Origin of the sequence: Staphylococcus sp. EG-SA-15 (assembly GCF_017151895.1) — a bacterium.
GTDB classification, from domain to species: domain Bacteria; phylum Bacillota; class Bacilli; order Staphylococcales; family Staphylococcaceae; genus Staphylococcus; species Staphylococcus aureus.
In genome coordinates this window covers 272,906-292,362 of sequence record NZ_JACVZN010000001.1, presented here as the reverse complement: position 1 = coordinate 292,362, position 19,457 = coordinate 272,906, and the positions used below count along the sequence as shown (strand labels likewise).

Annotated in this window: 18 protein-coding genes; 12 read left to right on the top strand and 6 right to left on the bottom strand. The window is 32.4% G+C overall.

From position 1 onward, the window contains the following. Positions 1 to 281 precede the first annotated feature (281 nt). Complete coding sequence (locus tag IDG64_RS01430; RefSeq protein WP_001288060.1) at positions 282 to 1,835, top strand: SLC13 family permease; 1,554 nt, start codon at positions 282 to 284, stop codon at positions 1,833 to 1,835. An 85-nt stretch (positions 1,836 to 1,920) separates the two neighbouring features. Then, positions 1,921 to 3,294 carry a cryptochrome/photolyase family protein gene (locus IDG64_RS01425; protein WP_000952043.1) on the top strand — a complete coding sequence of 458 codons (1,374 nt, stop codon included), beginning with the start codon at positions 1,921 to 1,923 and terminating at the stop codon, positions 3,292 to 3,294. A 154-nt stretch (positions 3,295 to 3,448) separates the two neighbouring features. Here IDG64_RS01425 and IDG64_RS01420 read toward each other — a convergent pair whose 3' ends face one another. The 3 genes from IDG64_RS01420 to IDG64_RS01410 all read right to left on the bottom strand — a co-directional run bounded on the left by IDG64_RS01420 (position 3,449) and on the right by IDG64_RS01410 (position 4,955). Further along, positions 3,449 to 3,733, bottom strand: coding sequence for a hypothetical protein (locus IDG64_RS01420; RefSeq protein ID WP_000154462.1), 285 nt, complete (start codon positions 3,731 to 3,733; stop codon positions 3,449 to 3,451). Beyond that, positions 3,730 to 4,347, bottom strand: a complete 618-nt coding sequence (locus tag IDG64_RS01415) for a DUF1361 domain-containing protein (protein ID WP_001191875.1) — start codon at positions 4,345 to 4,347, stop codon at positions 3,730 to 3,732. The genes IDG64_RS01420 and IDG64_RS01415 overlap by 4 nt, the downstream gene beginning before the upstream one ends. A gap of 185 nt (positions 4,348 to 4,532) precedes the next feature. After that, positions 4,533 to 4,955, bottom strand: coding sequence for a PPC domain-containing DNA-binding protein (locus IDG64_RS01410; protein WP_000776015.1), 423 nt, complete (start codon positions 4,953 to 4,955; stop codon positions 4,533 to 4,535). Positions 4,956 to 5,163: 208 nt separating this feature from the next. Between IDG64_RS01410 and norA the strand changes: the two genes are divergently transcribed. The 10 genes from norA to csbB all read left to right on the top strand — a co-directional run bounded on the left by norA (position 5,164) and on the right by csbB (position 16,861). Then, entirely contained in the window at positions 5,164 to 6,330 is a 1,167-nt protein-coding gene (gene norA, locus IDG64_RS01405; RefSeq protein WP_001041274.1) for a multidrug efflux MFS transporter NorA, read from the top strand. Between the two features lie 292 nt (positions 6,331 to 6,622). Then, positions 6,623 to 7,075, top strand: coding sequence for a hypothetical protein (locus IDG64_RS01400; RefSeq protein WP_000216727.1), 453 nt, complete (start codon positions 6,623 to 6,625; stop codon positions 7,073 to 7,075). A 173-nt stretch (positions 7,076 to 7,248) separates the two neighbouring features. Continuing rightward, a complete protein-coding gene (gene ybaK, locus IDG64_RS01395) occupies positions 7,249 to 7,731 on the top strand; it encodes a Cys-tRNA(Pro) deacylase (protein WP_001107241.1) in 483 nt (160 codons plus the stop codon). Between the two features lie 249 nt (positions 7,732 to 7,980). Then, a complete protein-coding gene (locus IDG64_RS01390; protein WP_000972699.1) occupies positions 7,981 to 8,745 on the top strand; it encodes a DeoR/GlpR family DNA-binding transcription regulator in 765 nt (254 codons plus the stop codon). Then, the gene (pfkB, locus tag IDG64_RS01385; protein WP_000640731.1) at positions 8,742 to 9,662 is read left to right on the top strand and encodes a 1-phosphofructokinase; all 921 of its coding nucleotides are present in this window, start codon (positions 8,742 to 8,744) and stop codon (positions 9,660 to 9,662) included. Before IDG64_RS01390 ends, pfkB begins: the two co-directional genes overlap by 4 nt. Before the next feature lie 5 nt (positions 9,663 to 9,667). Continuing rightward, entirely contained in the window at positions 9,668 to 11,626 is a 1,959-nt protein-coding gene (locus tag IDG64_RS01380; protein ID WP_001266541.1) for a PTS fructose transporter subunit IIABC, read from the top strand. Positions 11,627 to 11,933: 307 nt separating this feature from the next. Continuing rightward, positions 11,934 to 13,115 (top strand): N-acetylglucosamine-6-phosphate deacetylase, encoded by a 1,182-nt coding sequence (nagA, locus tag IDG64_RS01375; RefSeq protein ID WP_001292247.1) that lies wholly within the window; start codon positions 11,934 to 11,936, stop codon positions 13,113 to 13,115. A 220-nt stretch (positions 13,116 to 13,335) separates the two neighbouring features. After that, complete coding sequence (locus IDG64_RS01370) at positions 13,336 to 14,685, top strand: hemolysin family protein (protein ID WP_000450257.1); 1,350 nt, start codon at positions 13,336 to 13,338, stop codon at positions 14,683 to 14,685. A gap of 221 nt (positions 14,686 to 14,906) precedes the next feature. After that, positions 14,907 to 15,746 carry an aldo/keto reductase gene (locus IDG64_RS01365; RefSeq protein ID WP_000931239.1) on the top strand — a complete coding sequence of 280 codons (840 nt, stop codon included), beginning with the start codon at positions 14,907 to 14,909 and terminating at the stop codon, positions 15,744 to 15,746. Between the two features lie 131 nt (positions 15,747 to 15,877). Further along, the gene (gene csbB / locus IDG64_RS01360; RefSeq protein ID WP_000702781.1) at positions 15,878 to 16,861 is read left to right on the top strand and encodes a lipoteichoic acid-specific glycosylation protein CsbB; all 984 of its coding nucleotides are present in this window, start codon (positions 15,878 to 15,880) and stop codon (positions 16,859 to 16,861) included. Between the two features lie 71 nt (positions 16,862 to 16,932). On the opposite strand, the gene saeS is transcribed toward csbB, so the two are convergent. From saeS to IDG64_RS01345, 3 genes are read right to left on the bottom strand one after another with little or no spacing between them, the layout of a single operon-like run. Beyond that, the gene (saeS, locus tag IDG64_RS01355; RefSeq protein ID WP_000244415.1) at positions 16,933 to 17,988 is read right to left on the bottom strand and encodes a two-component system sensor histidine kinase SaeS; all 1,056 of its coding nucleotides are present in this window, start codon (positions 17,986 to 17,988) and stop codon (positions 16,933 to 16,935) included. Then, the gene (gene saeR / locus IDG64_RS01350) at positions 17,988 to 18,674 is read right to left on the bottom strand and encodes a response regulator transcription factor SaeR (RefSeq protein ID WP_000149344.1); all 687 of its coding nucleotides are present in this window, start codon (positions 18,672 to 18,674) and stop codon (positions 17,988 to 17,990) included. The genes saeS and saeR overlap by 1 nt, the downstream gene beginning before the upstream one ends. Further along, the gene (locus tag IDG64_RS01345; RefSeq protein WP_001037807.1) at positions 18,649 to 19,122 is read right to left on the bottom strand and encodes a DoxX family membrane protein; all 474 of its coding nucleotides are present in this window, start codon (positions 19,120 to 19,122) and stop codon (positions 18,649 to 18,651) included. The genes saeR and IDG64_RS01345 overlap by 26 nt, the downstream gene beginning before the upstream one ends. Between the last annotated feature and the right edge of the window lie 335 nt (positions 19,123 to 19,457).

The window sequence follows — 19,457 nt, the reverse complement described above, 5'->3', positions numbered from 1 at the left end:
CATTAAAAAGAGACTATCTACAATAATCTCATTTGCATTTTATCTAACTAAGTTTAACTTTTGCTTAGAAAAATGATGCTATGAGGATATTCAGTAGATAGTTTTTTTATGATCTAATATTTAAACTTAGATATCGTTTTGTAATTAACCGAGATAACTCATCACCTAGCAATATTATTTACAAAATATTTCGATAAAATTGTGTATTTTGCATAAATTAAAAATGTATGTTTTAAAAAATTGTTATAATTAAATTAAGATTAAACAAAGGGGTGACTGTTATGTCAGAAGAAAAACATGTAGTTGAACATGAACAACAAAAGAAAGAAAAGACAAAAAAGCAATACAAGACATTTTGGATTGTCATGAGTTTTATAATACTTATAGTTGTACTATTACTCCCGGCACCTTCAAGTCTGCCGATAATGGCTAAGGCAGTACTAGCTATTTTAGCTTTTGCAGTTATTATGTGGGTAACGGAAGCTGTATCATATCCGGTGTCAGCAACTTTAATTATTGGCTTAATGATATTACTTTTAGGATTTAGCCCGGTTCAAAATTTAGGGGAGAAGCTAGGTAATCCGAAAAGTGGCAGTGCTGTTTTAGCTGGAAGTGACCTTCTAGGAACTAATCATGCATTATCATTAGCGTTTAGTGGATTTGCAACTTCAGCTGTAGCTCTCGTTGCAGCCGCATTATTTTTGGCTGCTGCTATGCAAGAAACGAATTTGCATAAAAGACTAGCTCTTTTAGTGTTATCAATTGTTGGTAATAAAACTAGAAATATAGTTATTGGAGCAATTATCGTTTCAATTGTACTTGCATTTTTCGTTCCTTCTGCAACAGCTAGAGCAGGGGCAGTTGTACCAATCTTGCTGGGTATGATTGCGGCATTTAAAGTTTCCAAAGATAGCAAGTTAGCGTCTTTATTAATAATTACTTCGGTACAAGCTGTGTCAATTTGGAATATTGGTATCAAAACGGCGGCAGCACAAAATATCGTAGCGATTAATTTTATAAACCATCAATTAGGATTTGATGTTTCATGGGGCGAGTGGTTCTTATATGCAGCGCCTTGGTCCATAGTTATGTCTATAGCTTTATATTTCATCATGATTAAAGTGATGCCTCCCGAAATTAATACAATAGAGGGTGGCAAAGATTTAATAAAAGAAGAATTGCATAAACTTGGCCCCGTTAGCGCACGTGAATGGCGTTTAATTGTTATATCGATGTTATTATTACTGTTTTGGTCAACTGAAAAAGTATTACATCCGATTGACTCTGCATCCATTACTATTATTGCTTTAGGTGTTATGTTAATGCCGAAAATTGGTGTCATGACATGGAAACATGTTGAAAATAAAATACCATGGGGAACAATTATCGTGTTTGGTGTAGGTATTTCACTAGGTAACGTTCTTTTGAAAACAGGTGCAGCTCAATGGTTAAGTGATCAAACTTTTGGTGTTTTAGGTTTAAAACATTTACCTATTATCGCGACAATTGCACTTATCACGCTTTTTAATATATTGATTCATTTGGGCTTTGCGAGTGCAACAAGTTTATCATCAGCGTTAATACCTGTTTTTATTTCGCTAACCTCTACGTTACACTTAGGAGACCAGTCTATAGGATTTGTTTTAATTCAACAATTTGTTATTAGTTTTGGTTTCTTATTACCTGTTAGTGCACCTCAAAATATGTTGGCTTATGGCACTGGTACTTTTACGGTTAAAGATTTCTTGAAGGCAGGTATACCATTGACAATTGTAGGGTATATTCTAGTGATAGTTTTTAGCATGACTTATTGGAAATGGTTAGGTTTGCTTTAATTAAAAATATAAATAAGAATCTAGGTTATTTTAAAGTGACAAAAAGCTTAATAAAATAAAAAGATAATTGAAGGGTGTTTTGTTTATGGCAATTGCTGTGTTATTAAATCGAATGTTTCGAATGGAACACAATCCATTATTTGAATATATTTATCAACAAAAAGAAGACATTGATGCATGTTATTTTATCATTCCGGAAGAGGACATGTCTTCAGCTTCTGATTTGAAAGCACAGTTTTATCGCGGTACTTTGCAGCGCTTTTACCAATCGTTGCACGCAGAAAAGCTTACACCTTATGTTATGTCTTATGACGATATCATTTCATTTTGTAAAGAAAACAATATCTCTGAAGTAGTGACTGCGGGTGATATTATGAGTTATCATTTTGAAGAGTATGATATTTTACATCAACGTTCTTTATTCAATGAAGCACGCATTGCCGTTACTTTGATACGTGGGAATCATTACTTTAAAGCGAGTAAAACAATGAATCAACAAGGGGAGCCATACAAAGTTTTTACTAGTTTCTATAAAAAATGGCGACCTTACTTGAGGCATAGAGACGTATATCACTATGATTTAAAATCATTCGAAGACTTCGTCATTGCATCACCTGATGATTTAGTGTTTGATGACATAGCATTTGGATCCTCACAAATAATTGAACAGAATAAATGGCAACATTTTTTAGATCAAGATATACAGAATTACGAAAGCGGAAGAGACTATTTACCTGAAGTATTAACAAGTCAGCTAAGTGTTGCTTTAGCATATGGATTATTAGATATTATTGAAATTTTTAATGATTTATTGGCGCGTTATGATGAAGATGAGGCAAACTATGAAGCATTTATACGTGAACTCATTTTTAGAGAATTTTATTATGTGTTAATGACACAGTATCCTGAAACCTCATACCAAGCTTTCAAACCTAAATATCGACAGATAAAATGGTCGCAAAATGAAGCGAATTTTAATGCATGGTGCGAAGGGCAAACAGGATTTCCAATCATTGATGCAGCAATAATGGAATTGACACAAACTGGTTTTATGCATAATCGAATGAGAATGGTTGTGTCGCAATTTTTAACCAAAGATTTATTTATAGATTGGACATGGGGAGAAAAATTCTTTAGAAAGCACCTTATTGACTATGATGCAGCATCAAATATTCATGGATGGCAATGGTCTGCTTCTACAGGTACGGATGCAGTGCCGTATTTTAGAATGTTTAATCCAATAAGACAGAGTGAACGCTTTGATGCTAAAGCTTTGTATATCAAAACATATCTTCCGATTTTTAATCAAATTGATGCAAAATATTTGCATGATACGCAACGCAATGAGTCCAACCTTTTTGAACAGGGGATTGAATTAGGTCGTCATTATCCAAAACAAATAGTGGATCATCAAGAAAAGAGATCTCAAGTTTTAGCGACATTTAAAGCATTAGACTAATTCGTCTCAATTGATAGATCAGGCATGAGTAAAATCTGGAGCAGAATATAAAGTTCTTAAGCAATATAAATAAGCCAATTTCTATTATTGATGTGATAGAAATTGGCTTTCCTCAAATATATAAGTTGTATTTAGTTTTCTTATTAATTTGATGTTATCTTAGTATGTCCGTAAATAAAGTGAGGTATAGTACGACATACTCTAAAAACGTAGTGAGATAAATATATTTCAATCTAACTTTTATGTTTTGAGGCACTTGCCATTTAGGATATTGTCGTTCGTAATACGACACTTGTTGTATAAATACACCTAGTCCAAATGGCAGCATCATGAGTAAGATACTTCTTAAATAACTTAAACCAATATCATGCCATATGTGTCCAATAATCAATTGAAAGCCAATGATAGATACTATTAAAACGATTATATTTATTGTCACTTGTTCAAACGCACTCCTTTTCCAAATAATAGAATTGCTACTTGCATGACAACCATAAAACATACAAACATAGCAGTTTTAAGCGTTAGACTTTCTAGAATGTGATTTAAAACATGTAAGGGCTCATTAAAGAAATAAACGGAATGTAAGCGTAAGAAACGACCAATATAAATTCCGAATCCATTTAAAAACATTAGCACGACAACAATTAATCTATTAAGCCAACGGTGAGAAGTCAATGTTAGTATTTCAAAATAGATTAAAATCATCACATAAACCGCTAAGAAGACACCAAGCAGTAAATAGGTAAAGTATTTCCACTCACTTAAATTTAGTCCTGCGTAAAAGTTGAATTGAAATTGGTTCAAATGGATTAAATCAGTTACCATATAAAATGTATTTGGTAAAAGTAACACAAATATAAAACTATATATGATAAATAGTGGCCATTCATACTTTTTATTCGGTTTGAATAATCGTAATAATAGACTAAGCTCAAAAGGTATATATGCTAAAAACAAATTTAAAGTCATAAATTGAAAAATTTTAGTCTCAAAAAGTGAGACGATAAATAAAATTAAAAAGTAAATTCTAGCGATGTATCGAGATTGCATCAATAATAAACACTACTTTCTAATGAAAAAGTTATTCATTCAAATGTGATAGTTATAAACGCATTCAATTCCTAATTAAAAATTTAATTTAACTCGTTGAAGTATATTAATAAACGAGAATGCATTTATGATTAAGCACTTATGATAACTTGTAATAAAATTTGATTCAACTAAAAAGTAAAGTGCTATTGAGGATCAAGTAAATTTAAACCGACTGCATCTTTGAATGAACGTTGAATGTCCAAATCAGTTACAGTAAGAATGATTTCAGCAGTTGCAGAAACAATTGCTTTAGCGAGATGTCCGCTAAAAGTTTCATATGATTGAGTACCGAAAGTAGCATGCAAATGTGCAAAATGACCATTGTCTAGATGAGAAATATTACCTAATAAGCTCGTCAATTCCAGTGGCTCAGTAATATGTTTTTCTTCGTATTGTTTCGTTGTTAAATTGAAAAATTTTAATACAACGTCATCACATGCACCAATGCCGCTGACAGATGTAAATGTTAAGTCTTGGTCATCTGCAAAGGTTGTTATACATTCAACGATATCTTCTCCTTTTTCCAACACTAGTAGTATAGTATGATTACTTTTTTGCAATTTCATATGATCAATCCCCTTTATTTTAATATGTCATTAATTATACAATTAAATGGAAAATAGTGATAATTACAAAGAAAAAATATTGTCAAATGTAGCAATGTTGTAATACAATATAGAAACTTTTTACGAATATTTAGCATGAATTGCAATCTGTCGTGGAAAAGAAGAATAACAGCTTTAAGCATGACATGGAGAAAAAAGAGGTGAGCATATGAATAAACAGATTTTTGTCTTATATTTTAATATTTTCTTGATTTTTTTAGGTATCGGTTTAGTAATACCAGTCTTGCCTGTTTATTTAAAAGATTTGGGATTAACTGGTAGTGATTTAGGATTACTAGTTGCTGCTTTTGCGTTATCTCAAATGATTATATCGCCGTTTGGTGGTACGCTAGCTGACAAATTAGGGAAGAAATTAATTATATGTATAGGATTAATTTTGTTTTCAGTGTCAGAATTTATGTTTGCAGTTGGCCACAATTTTTCGGTATTGATGTTATCGAGAGTGATTGGTGGTATGAGTGCTGGTATGGTAATGCCTGGTGTGACAGGTTTAATAGCTGACATTTCACCAAGCCATCAAAAAGCAAAAAACTTTGGCTACATGTCAGCGATTATCAATTCTGGATTCATTTTAGGACCAGGGATTGGTGGATTTATGGCAGAAGTTTCACATCGTATGCCATTTTACTTTGCAGGAGCATTAGGTATTCTAGCATTTATAATGTCAATTGTATTGATTCACGATCCGAAAAAGTCTACGACAAGTGGTTTCCAAAAGTTAGAGCCACAATTGCTAACGAAAATTAACTGGAAAGTGTTTATTACACCAGTTATTTTAACACTTGTATTATCGTTTGGTTTATCTGCATTTGAAACATTGTATTCACTATACACAGCTGACAAGGTAAATTATTCACCTAAAGATATTTCGATTGCTATTACGGGTGGCGGTATATTTGGGGCACTTTTCCAAATCTATTTCTTCGATAAATTTATGAAGTATTTCTCAGAGTTAACATTTATAGCTTGGTCATTATTATATTCAGTTGTTGTCTTAATATTATTAGTTTTTGCTAATGGCTATTGGTCAATAATGTTAATCAGTTTTGTTGTCTTCATAGGTTTTGATATGATACGACCAGCCATTACAAATTATTTTTCTAATATTGCTGGAGAAAGGCAAGGCTTTGCAGGCGGATTGAACTCGACATTCACTAGTATGGGTAATTTCATAGGTCCTTTAATCGCAGGTGCGTTATTTGATGTACACATTGAAGCACCAATTTATATGGCTATAGGTGTTTCATTAGCAGGTGTTGTTATTGTTTTAATTGAAAAGCAACATAGAGCAAAATTGAAAGAACAAAATATGTAGCATAAGTATTTTGGTGTATATTGATATAAAGTAAAGCGTAATATTATGAATGATTAGCATCGTTTTTCTTATGAATTTTATTAAGAAAATTCGATGCTTTACATTTAAAAAGATTCGATTGACTAAATGTTTTACTCTTTATATTTAAATGTTATATGTAACAAAAAATGATTTTGAGTAATAAACATGTTACAAATATTACATTCTTTTTAAATTGCAATCCACATACCTAATTCATTAACGTTAATGTGTTAAGATGATAAAAAATGAGTAAGGAAATGTGGGTAAGGGGATGACAGTAAAAAATTTATTTTTAGGCTTTGTTGCTGTAATATTAACCGTTTGTTTAATTGGTTTATTAATATTAGCAACAAATGAAGATGCGCTTGCTAAGGTACATAAAACAATTAATACGCTTAACGCGATAAATGTATCAACTGAAGATACTTATAAAAAGAAAATGGATATTCTCAATATTCATACTGCTAAAGCATCTGAAGTGAATGAAAATGTGAAAAAGCAAAATCATTTTAAACATCGTGTGAATGCAAATAAATCAAATTCTTTTAACGAACAAGAGTGCCAAGTTATTGCTGATCGTTATGCAGATAAGCATATCAATGATAATTATGGTTTAGAAAGAATTTCTAAGACAAATCATGGATATAATTATGTGTATTCCAATGATAATTCAACTAGTAAGCAACATGTAAGTATTTCAAATCAAGGCATAATAACGAAATAATAGATGGAACAGTGTATTCTAATTGGATATACTGTTTTTATTTTGCAATAATTTAATTTAAAAAGGTGAATTCAACTTATAAAATGATGTAAATGTTATGTCAAAATCAACCAATCCGTAATGTATTTTAAAATGTTAATATAGTTCTGAAGAAGTATAAATGAGGTGTTGAAATGGCTAAAAATAAGAAAACGAACGCGATGCGTATGCTTGATCGTGCAAAAATTAAATACGAAGTTCATAGCTTTGAGGTACCAGAAGAACATTTATCTGGTCAAGAAGTCGCAGAACTCATACAAGCAAATGTTAAAACAGTATTTAAAACGCTTGTTCTAGAAAATACAAAACATGAACATTTTGTATTTGTTATCCCAGTAAGTGAAACTTTAGATATGAAAAAGGCAGCTGCTTTGGTTGGAGAGAAGAAATTGCAGCTTATGCCTTTAGATAATTTGAAAAATGTAACGGGGTACATTCGTGGTGGGTGTTCGCCTGTTGGTATGAAAACATTGTTTCCAACAGTCGTTGACAAATCGTGTGAAAATTATAGTCATATCAGTGTGAGTGGTGGGCTTCGAACAATGCAAATCACAATAGCTGTTGAGGATTTGATTACAATAACTAAAGGCAAAATTGGAGCAGTTATCCATGAATGATTAATAACAACAAAAAGTATGGGGCAAGATTAGGAGTGTGACAGAGATGAAATTTTTATAAAATTCATTTCTGCCACACTCCTTTTTGATTGAATTAGCATTTTACGATCATAAACAGTCATTATAATTGAGTATTTGAACATAAAAATGTAATTTTATCTTCACAATTTGAGTGTTTGTGATTGTTTTTGGTAATTTATGATTGAAAAGTGAAAGCGTACTCATTATAATACAGAGTGAGATGGGGTGATGATGATAATTACAGAAAAAAGACACGAGTTAATTTTAGAAGAACTTTCGCACAAAGATTTTTTGACTTTACAAGAATTAATAGATCGAACTGGGTGCAGTGCTTCAACAATACGAAGAGATTTATCTAAACTACAACAATTAGGGAAATTGCAACGTGTGCATGGTGGTGCAATGTTAAAAGAAAATCGTATGGTTGAGGCGAATTTAACTGAAAAATTAGCAACGAATCTTGATGAAAAGAAAATGATTGCTAAAATAGCAGCTAATCAAATCAACGATAATGAATGCTTATTTATCGATGCTGGTTCATCTACATTGGAGCTAATTAAATATATTCAAGCGAAAGATATCATTGTGGTAACCAATGGTTTAACACATGTAGAAGCTTTACTTAAAAAAGGTATTAAAACAATTATGCTAGGTGGTCAAGTTAAAGAAAATACACTTGCTACGATTGGTTCTAGTGCCATGGAGATATTAAGACGATATTGTTTCGATAAAGCTTTTATCGGGATGAATGGATTAGATATTGAACTTGGATTAACTACTCCCGATGAGCAAGAGGCATTAGTTAAACAAACAGCAATGTCATTAGCCAATCAATCATTTGTACTTATTGATCATTCTAAGTTTAATAAAGTATATTTTGCTCGTGTACCTTTGCTAGAAAGTACGACAATCATCACATCTGAAAAAGCATTAAATCAAGAATCGTTAAAAGAATACCAACAAAAGTATCACTTTATAGGAGGGACTTTATGATTTATACAGTGACTTTCAATCCTTCAATTGACTATGTCATTTTTACGAATGATTTTAAAATTGATGGTTTGAACAGAGCAACAGCAACATATAAATTCGCTGGGGGGAAAGGTATTAATGTCTCGCGCGTCTTAAAGACATTGGATGTTGAGTCAACTGCCTTGGGATTTGCAGGTGGATTTCCTGGAGAATTCATTATAGATACATTAAATAACAGTGCAATTCAATCGAATTTTATTGAAGTTGATGAAGATACACGTATTAATGTGAAATTAAAAACAGGACAAGAAACAGAAATCAATGCACCGGGTCCTCATATAACGTCAACACAATTTGAACAACTGTTACAACAAATTAAAAATACAACAAGCAAAGATATAGTTATTGTTGCTGGAAGTGTACCAAGTAGTATTCCAAGCGATGCGTATGCGCAAATTGCACAAATTACAGCACAGACAGGTGCTAAATTAGTAGTCGACGCTGAAAAAGAATTGGCTGAAAGCGTTTTACCATATCACCCACTATTTATTAAACCTAATAAAGATGAATTAGAAGTGATGTTTAATACAACAGTGAACTCAGACGCAGATGTTATTAAATATGGTCGTTTGTTAGTTGATAAAGGTGCGCAATCTGTTATTGTCTCGCTTGGCGGTGATGGTGCTATTTATATTGATAAAGAAATCAGTATTAAAGCAGTTAATCCACAAGGGAAAGTGGTTAATACAGTTGGCTCTGGTGATAGTACAGTTGCAGGCATGGTGGCTGGAATTGCTTCAGGTTTAACGATTGAAAAAGCATTCCAACAAGCAGTCGCATGCGGTACTGCCACGGCATTTGATGAGGACTTAGCAACACGGGACGCTATAGAAAAAATAAAATCACAAGTTACGATTAGCGTACTTGATGGGGAGTGAAAATAATGAGAGTAACAGAGTTATTAACAAAAGATACGATAGCAATGGATTTAATGGCAAATGACAAAAATGGTGTTATTGATGAGTTAGTAAATCAATTAGACAAAGCAGGTAAATTAAGTGATGTCGCGTCATTTAAGGAAGCGATTCACAATAGAGAATCACAAAGTACAACTGGTATCGGCGAAGGTATTGCCATTCCACATGCCAAAGTGGCCGCAGTTAAGTCACCAGCTATTGCATTTGGTAAATCTAAAGCAGGTGTAGATTATCAAAGTTTGGATATGCAACCAGCACACTTATTCTTTATGATAGCAGCGCCAGAAGGTGGCGCCCAAACACATTTAGATGCTTTAGCTAAGTTGTCTGGTATTTTAATGGATGAAAATGTACGTGAGAAATTATTACATGCTTCATCACCTGAAGAAGTACTAGCGATTATAGATGAGGCTGATGATGAAGTGACAAAAGAAGAAGAGGCAGAAGCTGAAGCACAACAAGTTGCAACTGCAGAACAATCATCTAAACAATCTAACGAGCCATATGTGTTAGCAGTAACTGCTTGTCCAACAGGTATTGCACATACGTACATGGCACGTGACGCATTGAAAAAACAAGCGGATAAGATGGGTATTAAAATTAAAGTAGAAACGAATGGTTCAAGCGGCATTAAAAACCATTTAACTGAACAAGATATTGAAAATGCAACAGGTATCATTGTTGCTGCTGATGTTCATGTTGAGACGGATCGCTTCGATGGTAAAAATGTCGTAGAAGTACCAGTAGCAGATGGTATTAAACGCCCAGAAGAATTAATTAATAAAGCATTAGATACAAGTCGTAAACCTTTTGTTGCCCGTGATGGTCAAAGAAAAGGTAACTCAAATGACAGTCAAGAAAAATTAAGCCCAGGTAAAGCATTCTATAAACACTTAATGAACGGTGTTTCTAACATGTTGCCACTTGTAATATCTGGTGGTATTTTAATGGCAATTGTATTTTTATTTGGAGCAAATTCATTTAATCCAAAAAGCTCAGAGTACAATGCGTTTGCAGAGCAGCTTTGGAACATAGGTAGTAAAAGTGCATTCGCGTTAATCATTCCAATTTTATCTGGATTCATTGCACGTAGTATTGCGGATAAACCTGGTTTCGCTTCAGGTCTTGTAGGTGGTATGTTAGCAATTTCAGGTGGTTCAGGATTTATTGGTGGTATTATTGCAGGTTTCTTAGCAGGTTACTTAACACAAGGTGTTAAAGCGATGACACGTAAGTTACCACAAGCATTAGAGGGATTAAAACCAACATTAATTTACCCACTATTGACAGTAACAGCTACAGGCTTATTGATGATTTATGCCTTTAATCCACCAGCATCTTGGTTAAATCATTTGTTATTAGATGGATTAAACAATTTATCAGGTTCTAATATTGTATTATTAGGTTTAGTTATTGGCGCTATGATGGCGATTGATATGGGCGGTCCATTCAACAAAGCGGCATATGTTTTTGCAACAGGTGCGTTGATTGAAGGTAATGCAGCACCAATTACAGCTGCAATGATTGGTGGTATGATTCCACCGTTAGCAATTGCGACAGCGATGTTAATTTTTAGACGTAAATTTACAAAAGAACAACGTGGTTCAATTATCCCTAACTATGTGATGGGTATGTCATTTATTACAGAAGGTGCGATTCCATTTGCAGCTGCCGATCCATTACGTGTTATTCCTTCAATGATGATTGGTTCAGGTATAGGTGGCGCAATTGCTTTAGGCTTAGGTTCACGAATTACTGCGCCACATGGTGGTATTATTGTAATTGTTGGTACTGATGGTGCACACTTACTTCAAACTCTTATTGCACTTCTAGTTGGCACATTAGTTTCAGCATTAATTTACGGTTTAATCAAACCAAAGTTAACTGAAACAGAAATCGAAGCTTCAAAATCAATGGACGAGTAGTTTTAATGATGTAAAATGATTGTTAGCAAAGAGCTTCATATTAAGTTGTATGTTCAATGAATATATGTTAGTTTTATATATCGTGTTAACGGTAGCTTATACAAAGCTGTAAAAACACTTTCTATTAATTCAGTTTTTATGAATTGATATGAAAGTGTTTTTATTTTTAGATAAATGAATGAAGAAATAGACACCACAAATGTATAGACTTTTTTAATATTTTGCAAAAAGTTATGCCAAACGAAGCAGATATAGTAAAATATGAGTGTCTTAAAGTGAAAATTTATAAATAAAGAAGGGTTTATACGTGTCAGAATTAATTATATATAACGGCAAAGTTTATACTGAAGATGGCAAAATCGATAATGGTTACATTCATGTGAAAGATGGACAGATTGTTGCAATTGGAGAAGTGGATGATAAAGCAGCAATTGATAATGATACGACAAATAAAATTCAAGTGATTGATGCTAAAGGTCATCATGTATTACCAGGTTTTATTGATATACATATTCATGGTGGTTATGGTCAAGATGCAATGGATGGGTCATACGATGGCTTAAAATATCTATCCGAAAATTTGTTGTCTGAAGGGACGACATCATACTTGGCCACTACAATGACGCAATCGACTGATAAAATAGATAATGCACTTACAAATATTGCTAAATATGAAGCGGAGCAAGATGTTCACAATGCAGCGGAAATTGTAGGTATACATTTAGAAGGACCATTTATATCTGAAAATAAAGTTGGTGCTCAACATCCGCAATACGTTGTACGCCCATTTATCGATAAAATTAAACATTTTCAAGAGACTGCTAACGGATTAATAAAGATTATGACGTTTGCACCTGAAGTTGAAGGTGCAAAAGAAGCGCTTGAAACGTATAAAGATGACATTATTTTTTCAATTGGTCATACAGTAGCAACATACGAAGAAGCAGTTGAAGCTGTTGAGCGAGGAGCTAAACATGTCACGCATTTATATAATGCAGCGACGCCATTCCAACATAGAGAACCAGGTGTTTTTGGAGCAGCATGGTTGAATGATGCTCTACATACCGAAATGATTGTTGATGGCACTCATTCTCATCCGGCATCGGTTGCAATTGCTTACCGTATGAAAGGTAATGAACGTTTTTATTTAATTACCGATGCAATGCGTGCAAAAGGTATGCCTGAAGGAGAATATGATTTGGGTGGACAAAAAGTAACTGTTCAATCGCAACAAGCACGTCTTGCAAATGGTGCGCTTGCTGGTAGTATTTTAAAAATGAATCATGGGTTACGTAACTTAATATCATTTACAGGTGATACATTAGATCATTTATGGCGAGTAACAAGTTTAAATCAAGCCATTGCATTAGGTATCGATGATAGAAAAGGTAGTATTAAAGTAAATAAGGATGCAGATCTTGTTATTCTAGATGATGATATGAATGTAAAATCTACAATAAAACAAGGCAAGGTTCACACATTTAGCTAATAAATAATCATAATTAAATGTATGCAATAGATTTAATCTGTTAACATAAGCACTTTATATTATGATAAAATAGAAGTAATAACATTTTTTTCTGGGGGTGTCTAAATGGGAAGGCGATAACATGTAGTTGTAATTTAAGTCATAGTGATAAATTTGAATGCGTGTTACCCATGAGTGACACATATAACATGGAGGTGAATCCCTAGAAATAGGGAATTAATTGGAAACTTCGACCATAATTAGTTTGATTATATTTATTCTATTAATTGCATTAACCACTGTATTTGTTGGTTCAGAATTTGCATTAGTAAAAATTAGAGCAACAAGAATTGAACAGCTAGCAGATGAAGGAAATAAACCTGCTAAAATAGTAAAAAAGATGATTGCTAATCTAGATTATTATCTTTCTGCTTGTCAGTTAGGTATAACAGTAACATCTTTAGGGTTAGGTTGGCTTGGTGAACCAACGTTTGAAAAGCTATTACACCCAATATTTGAAGCAATCAATTTACCAACTGCATTAACGACGACGATTTCGTTTGCAGTGTCATTTATAATCGTTACGTATTTGCATGTAGTACTTGGTGAATTAGCGCCTAAATCTATAGCTATTCAACATACTGAAAAGCTTGCTTTAGTATATGCAAGACCATTGTTCTATTTCGGTAACATTATGAAACCATTGATTTGGCTGATGAATGGTTCTGCACGTGTTATTATTAGAATGTTTGGTGTAAATCCTGATGCCCAAACTGATGCAATGTCAGAAGAAGAAATCAAAATTATTATTAACAATAGTTATAATGGTGGAGAAATCAACCAAACTGAATTGGCATATATGCAAAATATCTTTTCATTCGATGAAAGACATGCAAAAGATATAATGGTACCTAGAACTCAAATGATTACACTAAATGAACCTTTTAATGTAGACGAATTACTAGAAACAATAAAAGAACATCAATTTACGCGTTATCCAATTACTGATGATGGTGATAAAGACCACATTAAAGGATTTATTAACGTCAAAGAATTTTTAACTGAATACGCTTCTGGAAAAACGATTAAAATAGCAAACTATATACATGAGTTGCCAATGATTTCAGAGACAACACGTATCAGTGATGCATTAATTAGAATGCAACGTGAACATGTACATATGAGTCTTATTATAGATGAATATGGTGGAACGGCAGGTATTTTAACGATGGAAGATATTTTAGAAGAAATCGTTGGAGAAATTCGTGATGAATTTGATGATGATGAAGTGAATGATATCGTTAAAATTGATAATAAGACATTCCAAGTAAATGGCAGAGTACTATTGGATGATTTAACTGAAGAGTTCGGTATAGAATTTGATGACTCTGAGGATATTGATACGATAGGTGGATGGTTACAATCTCGTAATACCAATTTACAAAAAGATGATTACGTGGATACAACTTATGATCGCTGGGTTGTTTCAGAAATCGATAACCACCAAATTATTTGGGTGATATTAAACTATGAATTTAATGAAGCGAGACCTACTATCGGACAGTCTGATGAAGATGAAAAATCAGAATAGATATTAATATATAAACCAACTAAGAATGATTTAATTCATTTTTGGTTGGTTATTTTTTTGACTAAAATTAATGAAAAGTGAAAATAGTATTGGAACTCAATATCTTTAATGATTTAATGAATAATTTTTATTGAAAGCGATAATTCGTATTAATTGAGTTTATTGAAAAATTTAGGGTAATGTAAAGATATAAAAGATACATAGATTGGAGAGATATAAAGATGTTGAATGAGATACAAATATTAAATAATGGATACCCGATGCCTTCAGTTGGATTAGGTGTTTATAAAATCTCTGACGAAGATATGACTAAAGTTGTAAATGCTGCAATTGACGCAGGCTATAGAGCGTTTGATACAGCATACTTTTATGATAATGAGGCTTCACTAGGACGAGCATTAAAGGATAATGGCGTCGATAGAGAAGATTTGTTTATAACAACGAAGTTATGGAATGACTATCAAGGTTATGAGAAAACATTCGAATATTTCAACAAATCGATTGAAAATTTACAAACTGATTATCTTGATTTATTTCTAATACATTGGCCTTGTGAAGCAGATGGTCTATTTTTAGAAACATATAAAGCTATGGAAGAACTTTACGAGCAAGGTAAGGTAAAAGCAATAGGTGTATGTAATTTTAATGTTCATCATCTAGAAAAATTAATGGCTCAATCAAGTATCAAACCAATGGTGAATCAAATTGAGGTACATCCATATTTTAACCAACAAGAATTACAAGAATTTTGTGATCGTCACGATATTAAAGTGACTGCATGGATGCCTTTGATGAGAAATAGAGGACTACTAGACAACCCTGTCATTGTTAAAATTGCTGAAAAATATCATAAAACACCAGCACAAGTTGTATTACGTTGGCATTTAGCACACAATAGAATTATTATTCCAAAATCTCAGACACCTAAACGCATTCAAGAAAATATAGATATTTTAGATTTTAATTTAGAATTAACAGAAGTAGCTGAAATTGATGCTTTAAATAGAAATGCAAGACAAGGTAAAAATCCAGATGATGTGAAAATTGGGGATTTAAAATAACTGGATGTTAAATTTTACGTTTATGAATGCCTTTTAATGTGTACATTAAAATAAATGAGTTGGTTTTTACTATTTGATAAAACAATACTCAGGTACATTCAAAATCTTTTAAATAAAAAGGATGGACATAGATGAAAATTAGAGTCGTCATTCCTTGTTTTAATGAAGGGGAAGTCATTACACAAACACATCAACAATTAACTGAAATACTTTCACAAGATAGTAGTGTGAAAGGCTATGATTATAATATGCTTTTCATAGATGATGGTAGTACGGATACCACTATAGATGAAATGCAACATCTTGCCACAATAGATAGGCATGTCAGCTTTATTTCTTTTAGTAGAAATTTTGGAAAAGAAGCAGCTATGATTGCAGGTTACCAGCATAGTACTGAATTTGATGCAGTCATCATGATAGATTGTGATTTGCAACATCCACCTGAATATATTCCGAAAATGGTTGAAGGTTTTATGGAAGGCTATGATCAAGTGATTGCAAAGCGTGATAGAAGTGGTGAAAATTTTAGTCGCAAAACATTAAGCCATTTGTACTATAAGTTAGTTAATTGCTTTGTAGAAGAAGTACAATTTGATGATGGTGTTGGTGATTTTAGACTTTTAAGCCAAAGAGCTGTTAAATCCATTGCATCACTTGAAGAATATAATCGATTTTCAAAAGGGTTATTTGAATGGATAGGCTATAATACTAAAGTGTTTACGTATCAAAATGTTGAGAGACAAAAAGGGGAATCTAAGTGGTCCTTTAAAAAGTTATTTAATTATGGTATTGATGGATTGATTTCCTTTAATAGTAAACCTTTGAGAATGATGATTTATCTTGGCTTGTTTATCTTTTCAATAAGCGTGCTATATATTATCTATTTATTCATCAATATTATGATATCTGGTGTTAATATTCCAGGATATTTTTCAACGATTGCAGCTATTTTATTATTAGGCGGCATACAGTTAATTTCAATTGGTGTTGTAGGTGAATATATTGGCAGGATATATTATGAAGTTAAGGCACGTCCTAAATATATTATTCAAGCTACAAATCTTTCAAGTATTGAAAATGATGAGAAGGATACCCATAAAGTTTATTCTAAATAAACAAAAAAAGAAGCCCTCATTAATGGGAGCTTCTTTTTAGTCTTTGCATTTTATTTTATAAATAAATCGGATTATGACGTAATGTCTAATTTGTGTAATGTTACAGTCATCGTAGTTCCTACATCTATATCACTGCTTACACTGATTTTTGCGTTATTTTGTTGCGCGAGTTCATTAGCTATATATAAGCCTAATCCAGAACCACCCGTTTTTGTATTACGAGAGTTTTCTACTCTGAATGTACGTTCGAATATACGTTCTTGTAGTTCTGGTATAATGCCAATACCTTCATCGCTAATAGCAATGTCGATAGTATCTTGATCTTTGTTTTCACTAATATTAATATCAATGCGACTACCAACATTTGAAAATTTTAGCGCATTATCAAGTAAGTTTGTTAAAATACGCTCAAGTGGCGTTCGATATTGATAAAATGCATCAATTTCGCTACAGAAATTCACTTCTAATGTGCGGTTTTCATGTTTGATACGTTGCTCATATGGTTGCAATATTGATACAAGTAATTGGTCTAGTTGTATTAATTCTGGGGGATATGTTTTACCTGTATTTAAAGTGATAATATGAGTCATATCATCAAATAATGTTGATAATCTGTTTGCTTGTTTAATTAATATGTCGTATGACTCTTTAATCTCATGATCCTTAGTGATTATACCATCACGTAGTCCTTCAGAATATGAAATAATGCTTGCTAAAGGTGTTTTTAAATCATGGGCTAAGTTTTGAATCAGTTCTGTTTTTTCTTGTTGTTCGGATTTAATTTGATTCATTTGTTGCGTAATTTCAGAAGCCATTTTATTAAAAGATTGATTTAATTCATAAATTTCTTTTGGTGAATTAAACGTTTTATCATTGCTTGCGTAATTTCCGTTAGCAAATTGCTTAGTTTTTATATTAAACTGCTTAATTTTTTGTATAAGTGGATTAATAAAAATACTACATATTAATAAGGTTAAACAGCTTGTAATTATTGTCGTTAAGGTCAAAGTTAGTGTCATATGGCCGTTAAACCACATTAAAATATATGCAATTGCTAAAATAGTTGAAGTTAATAGTATACTCGATACGACGCCAATAATGATTTGACTTCTAATTGATAACACCATTATCGGCTCCTTTCAAATTTATATCCTAATCCCCATACAGTTGTGATGGTATATGTTGTAAAGCTCTCTTTTTCTAATTTTTCTCTAATACGGTGTATATGGACATTCACGGTATTAGCATCTTCGTAATAGTCATATCCCCAAACTTTTTCAAGTAATTCTGATTTAGAAATAACTTCATTTTCTCTAGAAGCTAAATACCACAATAACTCAAATTCCTTAATACGCATAGGGACTTCGTGACCATTTACAGTCACAACTTTACTTAAGTTAATAAGTGTTAATTCATCAAACGACAGTTGTTCAACTGGTTGATGATGGTATTTCTTCATTCTTGTAAGTAAATTATTAATACGTAAAACGAGTTCCCTTGGACTAAATGGTTTTTTGACATAGTCATCTGCACCTAAAGTTAAGGCGTAAATGGTATCATGTTCTTGTGTTTTGGCAGTTAAATAGATAAAGGGGATATCTAATTTTTGCCTTTTCATTTCTTTGACAATGTCGTAACCATTAACTTCTGGCATCATGATATCAAGTACCATGATATCAATATCATTTGATAGTAAAGAAATTGCTTCTTTACCGCTAGTTGTCGTTGTTACTTTGTAACCTTCATATTCAAAATAGGTTTGACAAATGTCTACAATGTCTTGTTCATCATCCACGATCAGTAAGTGGGTCATCTATTTTTTCACCTCTGTTCTTACGACCTCTAAAGTAATTAATGATTTCTTTAAGTGAAATCTGTTTTAACAATGAGTGACTCATTAGTAAAAGGATAAAGAAAGTTAATTGAAGAGGATACGTAAATATCATATCTGCTAAGATATAATTTATCATAACAAAGGCTCCAAAGAAACTAGCAGCATATGCAAAAACTCCAAAAATTAAACCTAATCCAATTGCAATCTCTCCGAGTGGGACAACAATATCAAATAATGACGTCGTATGTGCAACTATATTTGCGAAAAACCACTTATACCACTCTGGTGAATCAGTATTGTTAGCGATGACTGGTACTAAACCTTTCAGCGTAAATCCGCCCGTTAATTTTTCGTAGCCTTGCATTAACATAACAATACCTGAACCCACACGAATGATAAATGTAACGAGTAGCAATAATTTATTCATGATGTTCACATTCTTTCTATTTATTGTGTGTAATTTATATAAACATAAGATTAAGCAACATAATGCGATTTGTAGTGTTATGTGAACAGGAAGTGTTTGAGCTCATGGGTTGCTTAAGCTAAACAAACCTCAAGCTCTAAAAAAATTTACTTATGTGCTCTGCAATCTTATGGGATTTAATAGTTGTATATATATTGAAAAAAGGAAAGTATGATTTCTACAAGCTAGGGGGGCTGTGAAATCATACGCTTTCCATTGAGTAATGAGTGTAATGTATATTTTTAAAATTTGTAATGTATAGTAATAGTATGTTGTAAATAAAAGTTTAACTCAGA

Bases quoted from the DNA above. Each gene is read 5' to 3' on its own strand.
- IDG64_RS01380 (WP_001266541.1), top strand. From the start codon at position 9,668: ATGAGAGTAACAGAGTTATTAACAAAAGATACGATAGCAATGGATTTA.
- saeS (WP_000244415.1), bottom strand. From the start codon at position 17,988: ATGGTGTTATCAATTAGAAGTCAAATCATTATTGGCGTCGTATCGAGT.
- IDG64_RS01390 (WP_000972699.1), top strand. From the start codon at position 7,981: ATGATGATAATTACAGAAAAAAGACACGAGTTAATTTTAGAAGAACTT.
- IDG64_RS01345 (WP_001037807.1), bottom strand. From the start codon at position 19,122: ATGAATAAATTATTGCTACTCGTTACATTTATCATTCGTGTGGGTTCA.
- IDG64_RS01365 (WP_000931239.1), top strand. From the start codon at position 14,907: ATGTTGAATGAGATACAAATATTAAATAATGGATACCCGATGCCTTCA.
- saeR (WP_000149344.1), bottom strand. From the start codon at position 18,674: ATGACCCACTTACTGATCGTGGATGATGAACAAGACATTGTAGACATT.
- csbB (WP_000702781.1), top strand. From the start codon at position 15,878: ATGAAAATTAGAGTCGTCATTCCTTGTTTTAATGAAGGGGAAGTCATT.
- IDG64_RS01430 (WP_001288060.1), top strand. From the start codon at position 282: ATGTCAGAAGAAAAACATGTAGTTGAACATGAACAACAAAAGAAAGAA.
- IDG64_RS01415 (WP_001191875.1), bottom strand. From the start codon at position 4,347: ATGCAATCTCGATACATCGCTAGAATTTACTTTTTAATTTTATTTATC.
- IDG64_RS01410 (WP_000776015.1), bottom strand. From the start codon at position 4,955: ATGAAATTGCAAAAAAGTAATCATACTATACTACTAGTGTTGGAAAAA.
- ybaK (WP_001107241.1), top strand. From the start codon at position 7,249: ATGGCTAAAAATAAGAAAACGAACGCGATGCGTATGCTTGATCGTGCA.
- IDG64_RS01425 (WP_000952043.1), top strand. From the start codon at position 1,921: ATGGCAATTGCTGTGTTATTAAATCGAATGTTTCGAATGGAACACAAT.
- IDG64_RS01400 (WP_000216727.1), top strand. From the start codon at position 6,623: ATGACAGTAAAAAATTTATTTTTAGGCTTTGTTGCTGTAATATTAACC.
- norA (WP_001041274.1), top strand. From the start codon at position 5,164: ATGAATAAACAGATTTTTGTCTTATATTTTAATATTTTCTTGATTTTT.
- pfkB (WP_000640731.1), top strand. From the start codon at position 8,742: ATGATTTATACAGTGACTTTCAATCCTTCAATTGACTATGTCATTTTT.